Genomic DNA, 16,671 nt, shown 5'->3' with positions numbered 1-16,671 from the left:
CGATGGAACCCCGCCTGGATTACTACAGCGCCTCGCCGGAAGCCATCAAGGGCCTGCTGATGTTCGAGGCGCACAACTATGGCCTGTCCATCGAGCAGCCGCTGCTGGAACTGATCAAGATCCGCGTCTCGCAACTCAACCAATGCGCGTTCTGCACCGACCTGCACGCGGTGCAGGCGCGCCAGCGTGGCGAGAGCGAACGGCGCTTGCATGCCTTGAGCGTATGGCGCGATTCGGGCTGGTTCAGCCCGCGCGAACGCTCGGCCCTGGCCTGGAGCGAGTCGGTGACCCTGCTGCCCGATTCCGTGGTGCCGGATGAGTTGTTCCAGGCCGCGCGCGCCGAGTTCAGCGAGCGCGAGTTGGTCGACCTCACCGTGGTGGTGGCGGCCATCAACTGCTGGAACCGCCTCGCCGTGGCATTCCGCCAACAGCCCAGCGTCTAGCGCGGAACCTTTTCCACTCATCCAAGCAAGGTACTTGTCAATGAAACTGCTACACGTCGATGCCAGCTCCAAAGGCGAACGCTCCAACTCCCGGGCCCTGGGCCGATATTTCGTCGAGCTGCTGCAAGGTCATGGCGTCGATCTCGAGATCGATTACCTGGACCTGGCGGTGGAGACGCCGCCCCACGTCAGCGAGGCCTTCGCCATCGCCACCTACACCGCGCCCGAGGCCCGCACGCCGCAGATGCGCCAGACCCTGGCCGCCTCGGATGCCCTGTGCCAGAGGCTGCTGGACGCCGATGCCTGCCTGTTCGCCATGCCGATGTACAACTGGTCGATGCCCTCGACCTTCAAGGCCTTTATCGACAGCATCACTCGCACCGAGCTGACCTACCTCAACACCCCGGACGGCATCGTTGGCCAGTTGACCCGGCAGAAAGTGCTGTTCCTCACCAGCCGCGGCGCCGACTTGCGCCCGGGCAACCCCATGGCCTGGATGGACGCCCTGACCCCGGCGCTGAAAGCCGCCTTTGCCTTTATCGGCGTGGACAAGCCGCTGTTCGTCGATGCCCAGCCGCTGCAATTCGCCAACCCCGAAGCCCGCGAAGAGGCCCTGGCACGGGCCCGGCTGGAGCTGCAGGACATCGCGCGACAATGGGCAGCCTAATCCCGTAGGAGCGAGGCTTGCCCGCGAAAAGCCCCGAAACCCCAACACAAAAAACCACTGCATAAATCCCCAAAACAGCGCCGGCTGCACCGTCTTTCGCGCGCAAGCTGCGCTCCTACGCCAGCCTGTCCATTCCCCGTAGGAGCGAGGCTTGCCCGCGAAAAGTCCCGAAACCCCAACACAAAACCCACTGCATAAATCCCCAAAACAGCGCCGGCTGCGCCGTCTTTTTCGCGCGCAAGCTGCGCTCCTACGCCAGCCTGTCCATTCCACCGTAGGAGCGAGGCTTGCCCGCGAAAGGGCCGGAAAGCCGGCCCCCTACCTCAGGGCCGCTGCGGTTTCACCGAGGTGCCGAAGGTATTGCCCATCCGCGTGCTGGTGGCCGCCGGGGTGGCCAGGCCCATCTGGTTCGGCGGGCGCTTGTGGATCGGCACCTGCAGCGCTTCCCGGTTCTGCTGGGCGGCTTTGGCGGCGTCGGGGTTGTTGCCCATCTGCTGGCTCAGGCAGCCGTAGTCCGGGGCTTTGTAGCCGCCGACGCTGACTTCGACACAACCTTCGCCCGGCGTTGCAGCAGGCGTTTCTGCGTGGCCGACCAGCGGCAGCAGGCTGCCGAGCAGCAAGGCGGTGGCGGGCAGGGAAAGGGTTTTCATCGGGGGCTCCTGGCGGGCCCGGGAGGGGCCGTTGCGGTCCTTGAGTGTAGAGCAAGGCGCATGGCGAAAAGGTGATGGTTTTTTTGCGCGTGCCGTCACACCAGATTCATAAAGTGGCCTCAGGATGACGGTTTTCAGGACAGGTCAGCCGTGCAGCGACGCCGAGCAAAGGTCGGATACCGCTCTTTCTTTCACGCGGTGTTCGCGCGCTGTGGCCTTGCGCTGCTGTTGGCGTTGGCTGCCACGGACGGATTGCGGGCAGCGCCACCTGCGCTGCCGATGATGGATTCGCACCGGCTGCTGGACCTGGACATTGCCGCCCAAGACCTGGCCGACGCCCTGGAACTGTTCAGCCGTTCGACCGGGATGGCGGTGCTGGTGGACCGCGAGCTGACCCGAGGGCGTCGCTCGGTACGGGTCCAGGGCCGCTACAGCGCCCGGGATGCCCTGAGTCGCCTGCTGACAGGAAGTGGTTTGATGGCCCGTTATGCCCGTTCCGATGCCTTTACCTTACAAGTCGCCCAGCTCAGCGATGCGCCAGCCCCCAAGGGCGCGGGCGGCAGCGCCGGGGCCTGGGCCAGCGACAGTTTCGCCAGTGCGCTGCAACGCGCGGTGGAGGCTGGCCTGTGCCGCTCGGAACTGACCCGGCCGGGGCGCTACCGCGCGGTGCTGCAACTGTGGATCGACCGCGGCGGGCATATCGAGCACAGCCGCCTGGTCGCCAGTACCGGCGACCTGCGGCGTGACGAGGCGTTGGTGCAGAGCCTGAGCGAAACCTGGGTCGAGCGGCCCGCCCCGAGTTCGCTGCGCCAGCCAGTGACTTTGCTCCTGATCCCCGACAGCGCAGGAAAACGCATGGATTGCAGACAGCGGCAAGGAGCCTCCGGGGCATGAAGAATACCGGGCACAGTGCGATGGTCAGGTTGTTCCTGACCTCCTACGACGACTTCAAGGTGCGTCTGCGTCGGCGCCTGGGCTCGGAGGACCTGGCCAACGATGTGCTGCATGAAACCTACCTGCGGGTCGACCGCATGGAAGAGCCGCCGAACCTGGCCCAGCCCAATGCCTACCTGTATCGCATGGCCCTGAACATCGCCGCCGACCGCCGCCAGGCCGATGCCCGGCTGCTCACCGGCAGCGAGGTCGAGGAACTGCTGCAGATCAGCGACGAAGCCCTGGACCCCTCGCGCGTGGTGGGCGGGCAGAAGGAAATCCAGTCCCTGCTCAAGGCGCTCTACGAACTGCCGGCGCGGCGGCGCAAGATCTTTATCGCCGCGCGCCTGGAGGAGGCGCCGCACCTGGAAATCTCCCAGCGCTTCGGTATTTCGACACGGATGGTCGAGAAGGAAATCAAGGCTGCCCTTGGCCACTGCGCCGCGCGTCTTGAAAGAAAAGCGATTCAGCGGTTCGGTCCCGGTGCCGGAAAACCGTCCTAGTCAATGAGTCCCTGATTAATCCGTGAGTACCCGCACGCTTGAACATCTTTAGCATCTCCACCTCTCGGGCCACACCGGACCACCGGCTGCGCAACGAGGCCCAGGACTGGCTGCTCCTGCTGACCTCGGGGCGGGCCACCGCCGCCGATGCCCGGGCGTTGCAACAATGGTGCGCGCAGAGCCCGCAGCACGCCGAGGCTTTCGAGCAGGCCAAGCGGTTGTGGCACGGCTTGAAGCCGGCCGCCGAACTGCTGCAGCAACAGGCGCAGCCGCGACGCTTCGGGCGCCGGGCGTTTCTCGGCGGGGCGCTGGCGGCCTCGGTGGCACTGGTGGCGGTGCGCGTCTCGGTGCCCGGCGGTTTTGCCGGGTTGAACGCGGACTACCGTACCGAGGTCGGCGAGCAACGCCGGGTCGAGCTGGAGGATGGGCTGAGCCTGGAGCTCAATACCCAGACCCGCATCAGCCGGCATGAACTGGCTGGCGGCGGGCAGGGCATCGAACTGCTCGAAGGCGAGGTCGAGATCTCAAGCCAGAGCACGCTGCCGGTGCGGGTCCAGGCCGGCAACGGTTGGCTGAGCGCCTCGCAGGCGCGTTTCAACGTGCGCAATACCCATAGCAGTGTTTGCGTGACGTGCATCGACGGTGCGCTGCAAGTCGAGGTCGCTGGCCGGCTGATTCGCCTGGACAGCGGTCGCCAGCTGACCTACGACAGCCGCCGGGTCGGCGAGCCGAAGGCGGTGGACCCGGCGGCGGTGATCGCCTGGCGCGAGCAGGTGCTGGTGTTCGACAACGCCACCCTCAATACGGTGATCGACGAGATCAACCGCTACCGCCCGGGCATGCTGGTGTTGCTCAACGCCGAACTGGGCAAGCGCAAGGTGCAGGCCCGTTTCAACCTCAACCAGCTGGCCGGCGTGGCCTTGCTGATCCGCGACGCCTACGGCGCCAAATGCACCGAATTGCCCGGCGGCGTGGTGTTGCTGAGCTGAAACCTGGCACCTGGCACCTGGATCTGTAGGAGCGAAGCTTGCTCGCGAAAGCGTCGATGCGGGCAGACCGCGTCGCCTGGATCGCGGGCAAGCCTCGCTCCTACAGCATCGGTGTTGGCACATGCCCTGGCGAGCGCGCCAGCACGGGTTCCGTAGGAGCGAAGCTTGTTCGCGAAAGCGTCGGCGCAGGCAAACCGCGCTGCCTGGATCGCGGGCAAGCCTCGCTCCTACAGCATCGGTGTTGACCCATAACGTGCGTTGCAGTTGTAGCCGCTGCCGAGCATAGCGAGGCTGCGATCGAGGTGGGCGGCATTCCGACGAAGTCCTCGCAAAACCTGAGCATTGGATTTGCCTGAAACACCATGTCGCCTGATTGGCGGCCGCTGCGCAGCCGTTCGCAGCCTCGCTGCGCTCGGCAGCGGCTACAGGTGCGGCGTCCAGCTCGACGCGGCAATCATTCCAACGGTCCCAGCACTTGGCGATAACGTTCTTCGCCCTGGGGTGTCTGTCGCACCAGGCGGATCTCCAGGCCCGGTGGATTTTCCTTGCGGTTGCCGCTGAGCTGGCGCCAGCCCTTGTCCCGGTCCCAGACCCGCAGCTGCAAATCGCTGACGTGCTCCAGCACCGCCACGCCATTCTTCGGCGCGGGCAGCGGATAACGATCGCGGGCCGGCGCCGCCGCGCGGTAGAGGGTGTCGCCCTTGAGCCACCAGCGCACCCGTTGCAAGCCCTCGCCGGGCGTCGCCGCGGCGCGGATCACATCGAGGCGGAAGGTGCCGTTGTCGGCGCTGCGCACGGTCAGCGCCGGCGGCACGTCGCTGGCTGCCGCATCGCCCCCGGGTAGCGTCGGCTCCTGCAGCTCGACGCTGGCCCGCAGCGCCACGTCCCGCTCCAGCTGATGCAGGGTGCGCAGCAGCGCCTCGGTCTGCTCGCTGCTGGCCTGCAGATGGCTGTCGGCCCGGCTGACGCTGTCCAGCCCACGCCATGCGATCACGCTGACCACGGCCATCAGCAGGATCGCCACCATCACCTCGATCAAGGTGAAACCGCCTTGTCGCCGGTCGATCCGGGCCTTCATGGCAGCGCCACCACACGCACCACGCCGGTGGCGGTGCGTTGCACCGTGAGGCTGTGCTGGCCGTCGGACAGTTGCACCTGCAGCGGCGCGTCTATCCATTCGGCGTTGAGCACCAGCCGCGGGCCGGGCTCGATGCGCACCTTGATCGACGGGCTTTCCCAGGGTCGCGGGCGCAGCTGTGGGTCATCCTTGAACTGATCGAGGCTGCGGCCGTCGTCGCCGGTCCGGCTGAAGGCGAAGCCCTTGGCATCGGCGCGCCAACTGATGGGCCGGCCATCCACACGCGCCTCGGCCTGTGCCACCTGGAGCAACTGCGCCAGGCGCTCGGCATCCTGGCGCAGGCCCTGCAGCGGGTCGGGGCGGATGCTCAGGCTGATGGCGGCGCTGGCGATCCCGATGATCACCAGCACCACCATCAGCTCGATCAGGGTAAAGCCCTGTTGTCGGGACGGAATCATGGGGCGCGCCTCCTGTGCGTCGCTTTTCATCCTGAGCGCTGAATGTGAAATAAAAACGTGACCATTGCGCGCTAATCTGGAAAACGGACAAACAGGAGGTCCTTGCCATGGCATTCGTCCATCGATTCTCTGCCTCGCAGCTGGTACAGGCCCTGGCACTGCTGGCGATCGTGGCCGGGCTGGCGACCTGGTCGTCGCTGCTGCTGACGCCCGCCGAGTCGCGCACCCCGCAGGCGCCGCCGCAAGCTTTGGCCGCGCAGGCCCAGAGCCCGGCGCAGCAGTGGTTTTCCAACCAGCCGCTGGCGCTGGACATCAAGGTCACCGGGCTGCTGGCCAGCCCCCGTGGCGCAGTGGCGATTCTCAGCCTCAACGACGCGCCGCCGCGCAGCTTCCTGGTCGGCGAGCGGCTGGCCCAGGGCGTGCAATTGGTGGCCATCGAGGGCGACGGGGTGGTGATCGAACGCGGCGGGGAACGCTCGCGGCTGGATGTCAGCAAGCTGCCGCAAAGCCCGGCACTGCCGGTACTGACTAGGCAATAACCCGTAGGAGCGAAGCTTGCTCGCGATCCAGGCAACACGGACTTCCTGAACCACCGCCATCGCGAGCAAGCTTCGCTCCTACCGATTGGGGTTTTTCGGTGTGCGGGCGATCAGGGTGTCGAGGCGGGCCAGGGGCGGGGCTTCGCGGCTGCGGTCGAGGACCAGCACGCTGACCTTGGCCAGCCGTGGGTCGGTGCTGGGGCCGATGTTTTGCTCGCAACGCAGTTTCAGCCGGCCCTGGTCGCATTCGATGTTCTTGGCGCCAGGCGGCAGGCGTCCTACCAGGCGCAACTCCGCCAGGCGCGTCTGGGCGGCCAGCAGGGCGATGGACTTGTCCCGCAGCAGGCCGTTGCTCTGGGTCATCAGCCCGGCCACGCGCACCGCCGCCGACATGGCCACGGCAATGATCGCCAGCGCCACCAGCACCTCGATCAGGGTGAAACCCCGTTGCGTGCGCGACGCTGGCTTGAATGCTGGCTGGGGTGACCGCGGCATGCTTGCCTCGTGGCGTAATCAAAGGCTTGCAGCCTAGCCGGCAAATTTGACCGAATGGCTACGCAGGCTCCCGAGCAACGTCAATATCACTGACATATTTTCTTGCAACACTGCGCGACGAATCGAAATCAAGCCAAGGAATGTCGAGATGGATGTCGTGCGCTTCACGTCACACCCCCAATCCCACCTCCCGTCCCGCCGCCCGCGCGGCCAGGGCGGTTTTACCCTGATCGAGATCATGGTGGTGGTGGTCATTCTCGGGATCCTCGCGGCGATGGTGGTGCCCAAGGTGCTCGACCGTCCCGACCAGGCCCGGGCCACGGCCGCCAAGCAGGACATCGGCGGGCTGATGCAGGCCCTCAAGCTCTATCGCCTCGACCACGGCACCTACCCGAACATGAACCAGGGCCTGAAAGTGCTGGTCGAGCGCCCGGCGGATGCCAAGAACAGCAACTGGCGCTCCTACCTGGAACGCCTGCCCAACGACCCCTGGGGCCGGCCTTACCATTACCTGAACCCGGGGGCCAACGGCGAAGTGGATGTGTTCTCCCTGGGGGCCGACGGCCAGCCAGACGGTGACGGCGTAAATGCCGATATCGGCTCCTGGCAGCTGTAAGCGCCACCATGACAGCCCGTTCGCCGACAGTGGCGAAACAGCGTGGCATGGCCATTATCAGCGCCTTGTTGATCGCCGCCGTGGTGGCGGTGATCGCCGGCGGCATGCTGACCCGCCAGACCCTGTTCACCCGCGGCCTGGAAAGCGAGCAACTGCGGGTCCAGGGCAGCTGGCAGCTGCTGGGTGGCCTGGATGTCAGCCGCCAGCGCCTGTGGGAGGATCGCCAGCGCGACGTGCTGACCCGGCTCGACCAGCCCTGGGCGCGGCCGATCCAACTGGCGGCCCTGGGCCCGGGCACGGGGCCGTTCGAAGGCCGGCTGGAGGACGAGCAGGGCAAGTTCAACCTGCGTAACCTGCTGGCCAACGACCGCCTCGACCCGTTGCAGATAGAGAATTTCCAGCGCCTGTGCGAGCTGCTCGGGGTCAGCGCGACCCTGGGCCAGCGCATCAGTCAGCGGGTGATCGCGTCCTACCCACGGCAGTTGAGCCCGCAAGGCTCGGCGGCGCCGCTCAATGGCGGTTTCCACAGCGGTCGCGACACTTCGCCGGCGGCTGCGGCTAAACCGCTGCCGGCCAAGCAGCCGATGCTGCGCAGCCTCGACGACCTGCTGGGGATGAAGGGCGTCGATGAACAACTGCTGGCGCGCCTGGAGCCCTTCGTCACAATCTTGCCGGCCAACACCTGGCTCAACGGCAATACCGCCAGCGCCGAAGTGCTGGCCGCGAGCGTGCCGGGGCTGGCGCTGCCACGGGCCAAGGCGCTGATCGCCGAACGCGACAGCGGCCAGTGGTTCATCAATCAGGGCGACTTCATCAATCGCCTGCGCATGCCCAGCGTGCCGGCGGATGCGGTGCGGGTCGGCATCACCAGCGAATGGTTCCGCCTGCAAGGCCAGGCCCGCGGCGAACGACGCCGGGTCAGGCTGCTGGCCTTGCTGCACCGCAGCGAAGACAACATGCCCCGGGTGATCTGGTCGCGGGTGGGTGTATGAGCCGCTTGCGTGTCAGCCTGCCGCCCTTGCATACGCTGACGGCCGACAGCCGGGTGAGCTTTGCCCGGCTCGAGCGCCAGGCCGCCGTCAAGACCGGCCCGATCAACGAGGACCAGGTCAAGGAAACCGGCGAAGCCAGCCTGATGCAGCTGGGGCAGTCGCCCAGGGCGCCGGCCCTGGAATGTTTCCTGCACCCCGAGGACAGCCTGCTGGCAAGCATCGAACTGCCGGCCCTGGCGCCGGCCAAGGTCAGCGCGGCGGTGGCCTGTGCCGCCCAGGCGCTGATTCTCGGCCAGAGCGAAAACACCTATGTGGCCCACAGCCCGCGCGACAGCGACGGCCAGGTGCACATCAGCTGGCTGCCGCGCGAGGCACTGGCGCGGCTCGGCCAGGTGCTGGAGCAGGCCGGCCTGAAACTGCGCGGCCTGTACCCGGCGCCCTATGCCTTGCCGGTGCCGGCGGCGGGCCAGTTGACGGCCTGCCTGCTGGAACAGCACCTGCTGCTGCGCCACGGCCCGCGACAGGGCAGCGTGCAGCCCTTGCCCGACGATGCCTTGCAGGCCCTGCTGGCCAACGGCGCCGGGCTGCAATGGGTGGGCGAGGCGGCCCCGGCAGCGGCTTTGGAACAACTGCCGGACAGCTGCCGCTGGACTGGCCAAGCCCCTGACTGGGGCCTGCACGGCGGCGTGCAGCGCAACACCGCTGGCCAACAAGGCTGGGGCCGGGCCGCGGCGCTATGCACGGCGGCGCTGCTGGTCTGGACCCTGGGCCTGAACCTTTACGCCGCGCGCCAGGCGGCCCAGGGCCAGCAGCTCAAGGCGCAGATGAGCCAGCGGGTGCAACAGGTCTTCCCGGAGCTGCCGGTGATCCTCAACCCGCTGCAACAGGCGCGCCAGCAACTGGCGGCGCGCCAGAGCGGTGCCAATGGTGAAGACCCATACAGCTTCAACAGCCTGCTGCAGCAAGCCGGCAACGCCATGCCCTTCGTGATCGGCGGGGTCGAGCAACTGGACTACCGGAACGGCGAATTGCAACTGAGCCTGCTCAGCGACACCCGGGTGCCCGCGCCGGACAGCGGCTGGCAGGGCCTGTTGAGCCAGGCCGGGCTGCAGGCCAGCGCCGGCGACCACGGCTGGACCCTGCGCGCGGCATCCGGCACGACGTCCGGCGCGGTGCCGATGGAAGCCGACGACAGTGAGGAAGACGAAGATGAATAAGCTGAGCCGCAGTCTCAGACTCAGCAGCCACTACCGGCAGCGCTGGCAGCATCAGGCGGCCCAGGCGCGGCTGTACTGGAATGGCCTGGCCCTGCGTGAAAAGCGCCTGCTGGCCGGCGCGGCGGCGGTGCTGGGCGGCCTGTTGGTGTGGCTGGTGCTGATCGCGCCGGCGCTGAACAAGATCGATTACTGGCAGGCCGAGACGCCCAGGCTGCGCTCGCAGTCCGAGGCGCTGGAGATGCTGCTGCACCAGGCCGGCGGGCCCCGTGGCGGCGAGGCGGGGCAGAGCCTGGAGCAGTCCTTGCGCCAGACCCTGGATGCCGCCGGCCTGCAGGGGCTGTATCAACTGCAGGCGGCCGGCGAAGGCGAGGCCCAGGCCTGGCACCTGAGTTTTCAAGAGGCCCCGGCGGACGCCGTGGTCGGTTGGCTGCTGGGCAACCCCCGGCAGTTTTCCCTGGAAGTGGTGGAGGCCCGCCTGCAACGCGCGGGGCCGGCCGATATCGATGGCACGGCAGGCAAACTGTCCGGAACCGTTCGCATGGATCAGGCGCTTGGCGCTAAGGAAGCTTCATGAAGTGCTCAGGTTTCTATGCATGCCCGTCGCACAGGGCGCTGCTGTTGCTGTGGCCGCTGGCCCTGGCGCTGGCGGCGTGCAGCAACACGCCGTCGGCGGAGCAGCCGCCGTTGCTGGTGGACAGCGAGTTGGGGCGGCCGCTGGCCGAGACCAATCGCAGCGGCGGCGACGTGGTGGCCGAGCGGGAGAGCGCCCAGGCGCAACAGGGCCAGCGCCCCAGGTTCCAGCATCCGATCAGCCGTACCGGACGCGCCCCGGCGGCGCCTGCCGCCAGCGGCACGGTGGTGCGCAACCCGCTGGGCGACCAGCCGGTGCGGCTGAATTTCGTCGACGTCGATATCCAGGCGGTGGTCCGGGCCCTGGCGCGCTCCACCGGCCAGCAGTTCCTGGTGGACCCGCGCGTCAAGGGCAACCTGACCCTGGTCAGCGAAGGCGAAGTGCCGGCCCACCAAGCCTACGACATGCTGCTGGCGGCCCTGCGCATGCAGGGTTTCAGCGTGGTGGACGTCGGTGGCGTGGCCCAGGTGGTGCCGGAGGCCGACGCCAAATTGCTCGGCGGGCCGATCTATAACGCCGGCAAGCCGTCGGCCAACGGCATGCTGACCCGCACCTTCCGCCTGCAATACGAAAACGCGGTGAACCTGATCCCGGTGCTGCGGCCGATCGTTTCGCCGAACAACCCGATCAACGCCTACCCGGGCAACAACAGCATCGTCATCACCGACTATGCCGAGAACCTCACCCGGGTGGCGCAGATCATCGAAGGCATCGACATCCCCAGCGCCCTGGACACCGACGTGGTGCCGGTGCAGAACGGCATCGCCGTGGACATCGCCGGCATGGTCGCCGAGCTGCTGGAAACCCAGGGCGCCGATGCGACCCAGAAAGTCAGCGTGGTCGGCGACCCGCGTTCCAACTCGATCATCATCCGCACCGGCAGCCCCGAGCGCACCGAGCTGGCGCGCAACCTGATCTACAAGCTGGACAACGCCCAGAGCAACCCGAGCAACCTGCACGTGGTGTACCTGCGCAACGCCCAGGCCGGCAAACTGGCCCAGGCCTTGCGCGGGCTGCTTACCGGCGAAAGCGACAGCGGCAGCGGCGACAACGCGCGGGCCATGCTCGGCAGCATGGGCGGCATGAGCCAGGGCAGCAGTTCCAGCAGCGGCCAGAGCGGTAGCAGCGGTTCCACCAGTGGCAGCTCCAGCCTCAGCAGCGGCAGCAGTTCCGGCAGCGGTTATGCCCAGGGCGGCAGTTCCAGCAGCAGCCAGGGCGGCACCCAGACCTCCGACCAGAACACCGCCTTCAGTGCTGGCGGCGTGACCATCCAGGCCGATGCCACGACCAACACCTTGCTGATTTCCGCGCCGGAGCCGCTGTACCGCAACCTGCGCGAAGTCATCGACATGCTCGACCAGCGCCGCGCCCAGGTGGTGATCGAAAGCCTGATCGTCGAAGTCGGCGAGGACGATACCGCCGAGTTCGGCGTGCAATGGCAGACCGGCGACCTGGGTGGCAGCGGCGTTATCGGCGGCGCCAACCTGGGCGGCAGCGGCCTGAACCTCAACGGCAAGACCAGCCTCGACGTGCTGCCGCCGGGCCTGAATATCGGCCTGGTCAACGGCACCGTGGACATCCCCGGGATCGGCAAGGTCCTCGACCTCAAGGTGCTGGCCCGGGCCCTGAGAAGCAAAGGCGGGACCAACGTGCTGTCGACCCCCAACCTGCTGACCCTGGACAACGAGGCGGCGAGCATCTTCGTCGGTCAGACCATTCCCTTCGTCACCGGTAGCTACGTCACCGGCGGTGGCGGCACCAGCAACAACCCGTTCCAGACCGTGCAGCGCGAAGAGGTGGGCCTGAAGCTCAATGTGCGGCCACAGATTTCCGAAGGCGGCACGGTCAAGCTCGACATCTACCAGGAGGTCAGCAGCGTCGACCAGCGGGCCTCGGTGGAGGCCGGCACCGTGACCAACAAGCGCGCGATCGACACCAGCATCCTGCTCGACGACGGGCAGATCATGGTCCTGGGCGGCCTGCTGCAGGATGGCTATAGCCAGAGCAACAACGCGGTGCCGTGGCTGTCGACCATCCCGGGGATCGGCGCGCTGTTTCGCAGCGAAGGCCGCTCGACCACCAAGACCAACCTGATGGTGTTCCTGCGCCCCTACATCATTCGCGACAGCGCCGCGGGGCGCAGCATCACTCTCAACCGCTACGACTTCATGCGCCGCGCCCAGGGCGGTCTGCAACCGGAGCGCAGCTGGGCCATGCCGGACATGCAGGCGCCGCAATTGCCGACGGCGGAGCAGGGCGTGCCGGGGGCGGTGCCGGTGTCGGCGCCAGCGCCGAGGGTGAGGATCAAAGCGGTGCCGGTGCAATGAGTTCGTTTGTTGTGGTTATGCGCCGGGTGTCTGACGGGGTACATATCCGTTGCTGCGGTAACGGCGGCTTAGGGTTCTGCCCTTACGGCGGGGGCGGGGTACATATCCGGTACTGCGGTCACGGCTGCTGGCGGTTTCGCCCTTACGGCGACTCACTTTTTTCAAACGCCAAAAAAGTAAGCAAAAACGCTTGCCCCTCCATTCGGTGCCTCGCTAGGGCTCGGCATGCCCTCACTCCGGCATTGCTCCGGGGGCCCGCCGCCACAGGCCATCCATGGCCTGGGGCGGCTAGCGCGGCATCCCTGCCGCGCTACCCCCTGCGCAACGCCTGCGTTCGGCCTCTGGGAAAGGGGCGGGTGGATCAAAGGCAAGATCAAAAGCCAAGCGCGTTGTACGCGCCTTGTGTAGCCGCTGCCGCAGGCTGCGATCGGCTGCGAAGCAGACGCAAAATCATCCACCTCGATCCGCCTGATACACCGCGCCGCCCGGCCTGGCGTGCGCTGCGCGCCCGATCGCAGCCTGCGGCAGCGGCTACAGGGGTTGCGGTGTTAGTGCCGGGTACTTTCCTGCATAACGCCTGCGTTTGGCCTCAGGGAAAAGGGTGGACGGATCAAAAGCCAAGCGCGGTCTATGCGCCTCTTGTAGCCGCTGCCGCAGGCTGCGATCGGCTGCGAAGCAGACGCAAAACCATCCACCTCGATCCGCCTGATACACCGCGCCGCCCGGCCTGGCGTGCGCTGCGCGCCCGATCGCAGCCTGCGGCAGCGGCTACAGGGGACACCGTTGAATCCAGGCCGACCGGCAGGTCGCCTCGCGTTGTTTTTGATTTTCTTGCCCCGTCGGGAGGCCTAAGAGCCTTTGGTTACTTTGGGTTGGCCGGCACTCCGGGTTTCAAAGTGACTCGCCATAAGGGCGAAACCCTAGGTGGCCATGACCGCAGCACCGGATCTGTACACAGCCAACCCCCGGAGTTACTCCCATGAACCCCCAACTCCCTTACGCCTGGGCCAAATCCCAGCGCATCCTCCTGCGCCATGGCGAGCAGGGGCCGGTGCTGGTGGTGTGCCCTTCGACTCCCGGCTGGTCGATCAGCGAAGTTCGCCGCCAGTTCGGCCCGGCGCTGCTGGAGCGGGTGCGCGACGAGGAACTCGACGGCCTGCTGGCCAGCGCCTATTCCGACACCGGCAGCGCCGCCGCGGTGGTCGGCGCCGCCGAGAACGAGGTCGACCTCGACCGCCTGATGCAGGACATTCCGGAAATCACCGACTTGCTGGACACCCAGGACGGCGCGCCGGTGATCCGCATGATCAACGCCTTGCTGACCCAGGCCGCGCGGGACGAGGCCAGCGATATCCATATCGAGCCGTTTGAAAGCCATTCGGTGGTGCGCTACCGGGTCGACGGCACGCTGCGTGACGTGGTTTCGCCGCGCAAGGCGCTGCATGGCGCGCTGGTGTCGCGGATCAAGATCATGGCCCAGCTCGACATCGCGGAAAAACGCCTGCCCCAGGACGGCCGCATCGCCTTGCGCGTGGCCGGGCGGCCCATCGATATCCGCGTGTCCACGGTGCCCACCGGCCACGGCGAACGGGTGGTGATGCGTCTGCTGGACAAACAAGCCGGACGCCTGCAACTGGAAACCTTAGGCATGGACACACAGCTGCTGGGCAAGCTCGACCACCTGATCCGCCAGCCCCACGGCATCGTGCTGGTCACCGGCCCCACCGGCAGCGGCAAGACCACCAGCCTCTACGCCGCCCTGGCGCGGCTGGATGCCAGCACCAGCAATATCCTCACTGTCGAAGACCCGGTGGAGTACGACCTGCCGGGCATCAGCCAGATCCAGGTCAACGCCAAGATCGACATGACCTTCGCCCTGGCCTTGCGCGCGATCCTGCGCCAGGACCCGGACATCATCATGATCGGCGAGATCCGCGACCTGGAAACCGCGCAGATCGCCGTGCAGGCGTCGCTCACTGGGCACCTGGTGCTGGCGACCCTGCACACCAACGATGCGGTGTCGGCGGTCAACCGCCTGATCGACATGGGCGTCGAGCCGTTCCTGCTGGCCTCGTCGATGCTCGGGGTGCTGGCCCAGCGCCTGGTGCGACGGCTGTGCCCGCACTGCAAGGAACCCGACCCGACCGCCCCCGGCACCTGGCGCCCGGTGGGCTGCCCGGCCTGCAACCAGGTCGGCTACAGCGGACGCACCGGCATCCACGAGCTGTTCTGCATCGACGACGACATTCGCAGCCTGATCCACCAGGGCGCCGACGAGCAGGCGCTGCGGGCCGCCGCACGGCGCGCCGGGATGTTGAGCATGCGCGAGGACGGCGAGCGCTGGGTGCGCAGCGGCGCCACCGCCCCTGAAGAAATCCTGCGCGTAACCCGGGACGCCTGATGAATCGCTACCGCTACGAAGCCGCCGACGCCCTCGGCAAGATCGAGTCCGGCCACCTGGAAGCCGACAGCCAGAGCGCCGCTTTCGGCGTGCTGCGCAGTCGTGGGCTGACGGCCTTGCTGGTGCAGGTCGAGAGCAGTGCGCCCAAGGCCGGTGGCGGCAGCCTGTTCAGCGCCAAGCTGTCGGACAACGACCTGGCCTGGGCCACGCGCCAATTGGCCAGCCTGCTGGGCGCCAGCCTGCCTTTGGAGGCGGCGCTGAGCGCCACGGTCGAACAGGCGGAAAAAAAGCACATCGCCCAGACCTTGAGCGCGGTGCGCGCCGATGTGCGTAGTGGCATGCGCCTGGCCGAAGCCCTGGCGGCGCGGCCACGGGACTTTCCGGACATCTACCGGGCGCTGATCGCCGCCGGCGAAGAGTCGGGCGACCTGGCCCAGGTCATGGAGCGCCTGGCCGACTACATCGAGGAACGCAACAATTTGCGCGGCAAGATTCTCACCGCCTTTATCTACCCCGGCGTGGTCGGGCTGGTCTCGGTGGGCATCGTGATCTTCCTGCTCAGCTACGTGGTGCCGCAGGTGGTCAGCGCCTTTTCCCAGGCGCGCCAGGACCTGCCGGGGCTGACCCTGGCGATGCTCAACGCCAGCGATTTCATCCGCGCCTGGGGCTGGCTGTGTTTCGGTGTGCTGGCCGGCGGCTTCTGGGGCTGGCGCCTGTACCTGCGCAACCCCCAGGCCCGCTTGAACTGGCACAGCCGGGTGCTGCGCCTGCCGCTGATCGGGCGTTTCGTGCTGGGCCTGAACACCGCGCGCTTCGCCTCGACCCTGGCGATCCTCGGCGGAGCCGGGGTGCCGCTGCTGCGCGCCCTGGAAGCGGCGCGCCAAACTTTGTCCAACGACCGCCTGAGCCAGAGCGTCAGCGACGCCACCGCCAAGGTCCGCGAAGGCGTCAACCTGGCCGCCGCGCTGCGGGTGGAAAAAGTCTTCCCGCCGGTGCTGATCCACCTGATCGCCAGCGGCGAAAAAACCGGTGCTCTGCCACCGATGCTCGAACGCGCCGCGCAAACCCTGTCCCGCGACATCGAACGCCGCGCCATGGGCATGACCGCCTTGCTCGAACCACTGATGATCGTGGTCATGGGCGGGGTGGTGCTGGTGATCGTCATGGCGGTGCTGCTGCCGATCATCGAGATCAACCAGTTGGTGCAATAAAGGTGCATGGATTCGCGGACTTCTGTAGGAGCGAAGCTTGCTCGCGATGGCGTCGGGTCAGACGAGTCGCGTCGCCTGGATCGCGGGCAAGCCTCGCTCCCGCGGAGCGTGGATTTTTCTATCATCGACCGGCGCCCGCAAATACCTGTAGCCGCTGCCAAGCGTAGCGAGGCTGCGCTCGGGGACGCAGTCCTCGCCAAACCTGAGCACGTGGTTTGCCAGGATTAACGGCATAGGCGCCTCAACGTTTTTCTCGGTCACGCCACGCCACCCGAGCGCCGGATCCGCCGAACTCGGGTTCCTCGTTCTGTCATGCACGACCACCCCCATCGCCCCCGGCCCAGGGCCCGCGCCGCACCCAGCCGGAACCGGCAAAAAGCCCGCTGCAACCTCGCTGTCACCTGCGCTGGAAAGCCCGCGCCAGAGCCTGCGAACACCCGAGAAAGTTTTTGAAAATCAAGCGCTTTCTCCCGAGGTTTTTTCCTTTATCTGTCACCGGAAACTGCGAACTTCTTCCCATG

At 67.1% G+C, this 16,671-nt stretch carries 17 protein-coding genes; 13 read left to right on the top strand and 4 right to left on the bottom strand.

Features of this window, described 5'->3' with window-relative positions:
* Positions 1-2: 2 nt before the first annotated feature.
* Positions 3-443 carry a carboxymuconolactone decarboxylase family protein gene (locus tag BLV20_RS26000; protein WP_092305282.1) on the top strand — a complete coding sequence of 147 codons (441 nt, stop codon included), beginning with the start codon at positions 3-5 and terminating at the stop codon, positions 441-443.
* A 40-nt stretch (positions 444-483) separates the two neighbouring features.
* Positions 484-1,110, top strand: coding sequence for an FMN-dependent NADH-azoreductase (locus BLV20_RS25995; RefSeq protein WP_092305281.1), 627 nt, complete (start codon positions 484-486; stop codon positions 1,108-1,110).
* A gap of 323 nt (positions 1,111-1,433) precedes the next feature.
* Here the strand turns inward: BLV20_RS25995 and BLV20_RS25990 are convergent, their stop codons facing one another.
* On the bottom strand, positions 1,434-1,760 hold the full coding sequence (locus BLV20_RS25990; RefSeq protein WP_092305280.1) for a hypothetical protein: 327 nt from the start codon (positions 1,758-1,760) through the stop codon (positions 1,434-1,436).
* Positions 1,761-2,039: 279 nt separating this feature from the next.
* On the opposite strand from BLV20_RS25990, the gene BLV20_RS25985 reads away from it, so the two are divergent.
* Genes BLV20_RS25985 through BLV20_RS25975 form a run of 3 tightly spaced genes read left to right on the top strand, consistent with a single transcriptional unit; the run spans position 2,040 to position 4,185 of the window.
* The gene (locus BLV20_RS25985) at positions 2,040-2,654 is read left to right on the top strand and encodes an STN domain-containing protein (protein WP_092305279.1); all 615 of its coding nucleotides are present in this window, start codon (positions 2,040-2,042) and stop codon (positions 2,652-2,654) included.
* Positions 2,651-3,196 (top strand): RNA polymerase sigma factor, encoded by a 546-nt coding sequence (locus BLV20_RS25980; protein WP_092305278.1) that lies wholly within the window; start codon positions 2,651-2,653, stop codon positions 3,194-3,196. Before BLV20_RS25985 ends, BLV20_RS25980 begins: the two co-directional genes overlap by 4 nt.
* Positions 3,197-3,234: 38 nt before the next feature.
* Positions 3,235-4,185 carry a FecR family protein gene (locus BLV20_RS25975; protein ID WP_092305277.1) on the top strand — a complete coding sequence of 317 codons (951 nt, stop codon included), beginning with the start codon at positions 3,235-3,237 and terminating at the stop codon, positions 4,183-4,185.
* A 454-nt stretch (positions 4,186-4,639) separates the two neighbouring features.
* Here the strand turns inward: BLV20_RS25975 and BLV20_RS25970 are convergent, their stop codons facing one another.
* Complete coding sequence (locus tag BLV20_RS25970) at positions 4,640-5,263, bottom strand: type II secretion system protein GspJ (RefSeq protein WP_092305276.1); 624 nt, start codon at positions 5,261-5,263, stop codon at positions 4,640-4,642.
* Complete coding sequence (gene gspH / locus BLV20_RS25965; protein ID WP_092305275.1) at positions 5,260-5,721, bottom strand: type II secretion system minor pseudopilin GspH; 462 nt, start codon at positions 5,719-5,721, stop codon at positions 5,260-5,262. Before gspH ends, BLV20_RS25970 begins: the two co-directional genes overlap by 4 nt.
* A gap of 107 nt (positions 5,722-5,828) precedes the next feature.
* Between gspH and BLV20_RS25960 the strand changes: the two genes are divergently transcribed.
* Complete coding sequence (locus tag BLV20_RS25960; protein ID WP_092305274.1) at positions 5,829-6,260, top strand: type II secretion system protein N; 432 nt, start codon at positions 5,829-5,831, stop codon at positions 6,258-6,260.
* A gap of 78 nt (positions 6,261-6,338) precedes the next feature.
* Here the strand turns inward: BLV20_RS25960 and gspI are convergent, their stop codons facing one another.
* Positions 6,339-6,755 (bottom strand): type II secretion system minor pseudopilin GspI, encoded by a 417-nt coding sequence (gspI, locus tag BLV20_RS25955; RefSeq protein WP_092305273.1) that lies wholly within the window; start codon positions 6,753-6,755, stop codon positions 6,339-6,341.
* Positions 6,756-6,903: 148 nt separating this feature from the next.
* On the opposite strand from gspI, the gene gspG reads away from it, so the two are divergent.
* The 7 genes from gspG to gspF all read left to right on the top strand — a co-directional run bounded on the left by gspG (position 6,904) and on the right by gspF (position 16,150).
* Positions 6,904-7,371 (top strand): type II secretion system major pseudopilin GspG, encoded by a 468-nt coding sequence (gene gspG, locus BLV20_RS25950; protein WP_092305272.1) that lies wholly within the window; start codon positions 6,904-6,906, stop codon positions 7,369-7,371.
* Between the two features lie 8 nt (positions 7,372-7,379).
* Entirely contained in the window at positions 7,380-8,363 is a 984-nt protein-coding gene (gene gspK / locus BLV20_RS25945; protein WP_092305271.1) for a type II secretion system minor pseudopilin GspK, read from the top strand.
* Positions 8,360-9,580, top strand: coding sequence for a type II secretion system protein GspL (gspL, locus tag BLV20_RS25940; RefSeq protein WP_092305270.1), 1,221 nt, complete (start codon positions 8,360-8,362; stop codon positions 9,578-9,580). Before gspK ends, gspL begins: the two co-directional genes overlap by 4 nt.
* Positions 9,573-10,154, top strand: coding sequence for a type II secretion system protein GspM (gspM, locus tag BLV20_RS25935; RefSeq protein ID WP_092305269.1), 582 nt, complete (start codon positions 9,573-9,575; stop codon positions 10,152-10,154). The genes gspL and gspM overlap by 8 nt, the downstream gene beginning before the upstream one ends.
* A complete protein-coding gene (gspD, locus tag BLV20_RS25930; RefSeq protein ID WP_092305268.1) occupies positions 10,151-12,538 on the top strand; it encodes a type II secretion system secretin GspD in 2,388 nt (795 codons plus the stop codon). Before gspM ends, gspD begins: the two co-directional genes overlap by 4 nt.
* A 979-nt stretch (positions 12,539-13,517) precedes the next feature.
* Complete coding sequence (gene gspE / locus BLV20_RS25920) at positions 13,518-14,939, top strand: type II secretion system ATPase GspE (protein ID WP_092305267.1); 1,422 nt, start codon at positions 13,518-13,520, stop codon at positions 14,937-14,939.
* The gene (gene gspF, locus BLV20_RS25915) at positions 14,939-16,150 is read left to right on the top strand and encodes a type II secretion system inner membrane protein GspF (RefSeq protein ID WP_092305266.1); all 1,212 of its coding nucleotides are present in this window, start codon (positions 14,939-14,941) and stop codon (positions 16,148-16,150) included. Before gspE ends, gspF begins: the two co-directional genes overlap by 1 nt.
* Positions 16,151-16,671 lie beyond the last annotated feature (521 nt).

The sequence above is a fragment of the Pseudomonas sp. NFIX28 genome, from assembly GCF_900107395.1.
In the GTDB taxonomy this organism is placed as follows: Bacteria; Pseudomonadota; Gammaproteobacteria; order Pseudomonadales; family Pseudomonadaceae; genus Aquipseudomonas.
Note: the sequence above shows the minus strand (reverse complement) of the source record. Positions and strands in the feature narration are given on the sequence as shown.

Coding starts and splice junctions, on each gene's coding strand:
- BLV20_RS26000 (WP_092305282.1), top strand. CDS start 3: ATGGAACCCCGCCTGGATTACTACAGCGCCTCGCCGGAAGCCATCAAG.
- BLV20_RS25995 (WP_092305281.1), top strand. CDS start 484: ATGAAACTGCTACACGTCGATGCCAGCTCCAAAGGCGAACGCTCCAAC.
- BLV20_RS25990 (WP_092305280.1), bottom strand. CDS start 1,760: ATGAAAACCCTTTCCCTGCCCGCCACCGCCTTGCTGCTCGGCAGCCTG.
- BLV20_RS25985 (WP_092305279.1), top strand. CDS start 2,040: ATGATGGATTCGCACCGGCTGCTGGACCTGGACATTGCCGCCCAAGAC.
- BLV20_RS25980 (WP_092305278.1), top strand. CDS start 2,651: ATGAAGAATACCGGGCACAGTGCGATGGTCAGGTTGTTCCTGACCTCC.
- BLV20_RS25970 (WP_092305276.1), bottom strand. CDS start 5,263: ATGAAGGCCCGGATCGACCGGCGACAAGGCGGTTTCACCTTGATCGAG.
- gspH (WP_092305275.1), bottom strand. CDS start 5,721: ATGATTCCGTCCCGACAACAGGGCTTTACCCTGATCGAGCTGATGGTG.
- BLV20_RS25960 (WP_092305274.1), top strand. CDS start 5,829: ATGGCATTCGTCCATCGATTCTCTGCCTCGCAGCTGGTACAGGCCCTG.
- gspI (WP_092305273.1), bottom strand. CDS start 6,755: ATGCCGCGGTCACCCCAGCCAGCATTCAAGCCAGCGTCGCGCACGCAA.
- gspG (WP_092305272.1), top strand. CDS start 6,904: ATGGATGTCGTGCGCTTCACGTCACACCCCCAATCCCACCTCCCGTCC.
- gspK (WP_092305271.1), top strand. CDS start 7,380: ATGACAGCCCGTTCGCCGACAGTGGCGAAACAGCGTGGCATGGCCATT.
- gspL (WP_092305270.1), top strand. CDS start 8,360: ATGAGCCGCTTGCGTGTCAGCCTGCCGCCCTTGCATACGCTGACGGCC.
- gspM (WP_092305269.1), top strand. CDS start 9,573: ATGAATAAGCTGAGCCGCAGTCTCAGACTCAGCAGCCACTACCGGCAG.
- gspD (WP_092305268.1), top strand. CDS start 10,151: ATGAAGTGCTCAGGTTTCTATGCATGCCCGTCGCACAGGGCGCTGCTG.
- gspE (WP_092305267.1), top strand. CDS start 13,518: ATGAACCCCCAACTCCCTTACGCCTGGGCCAAATCCCAGCGCATCCTC.
- gspF (WP_092305266.1), top strand. CDS start 14,939: ATGAATCGCTACCGCTACGAAGCCGCCGACGCCCTCGGCAAGATCGAG.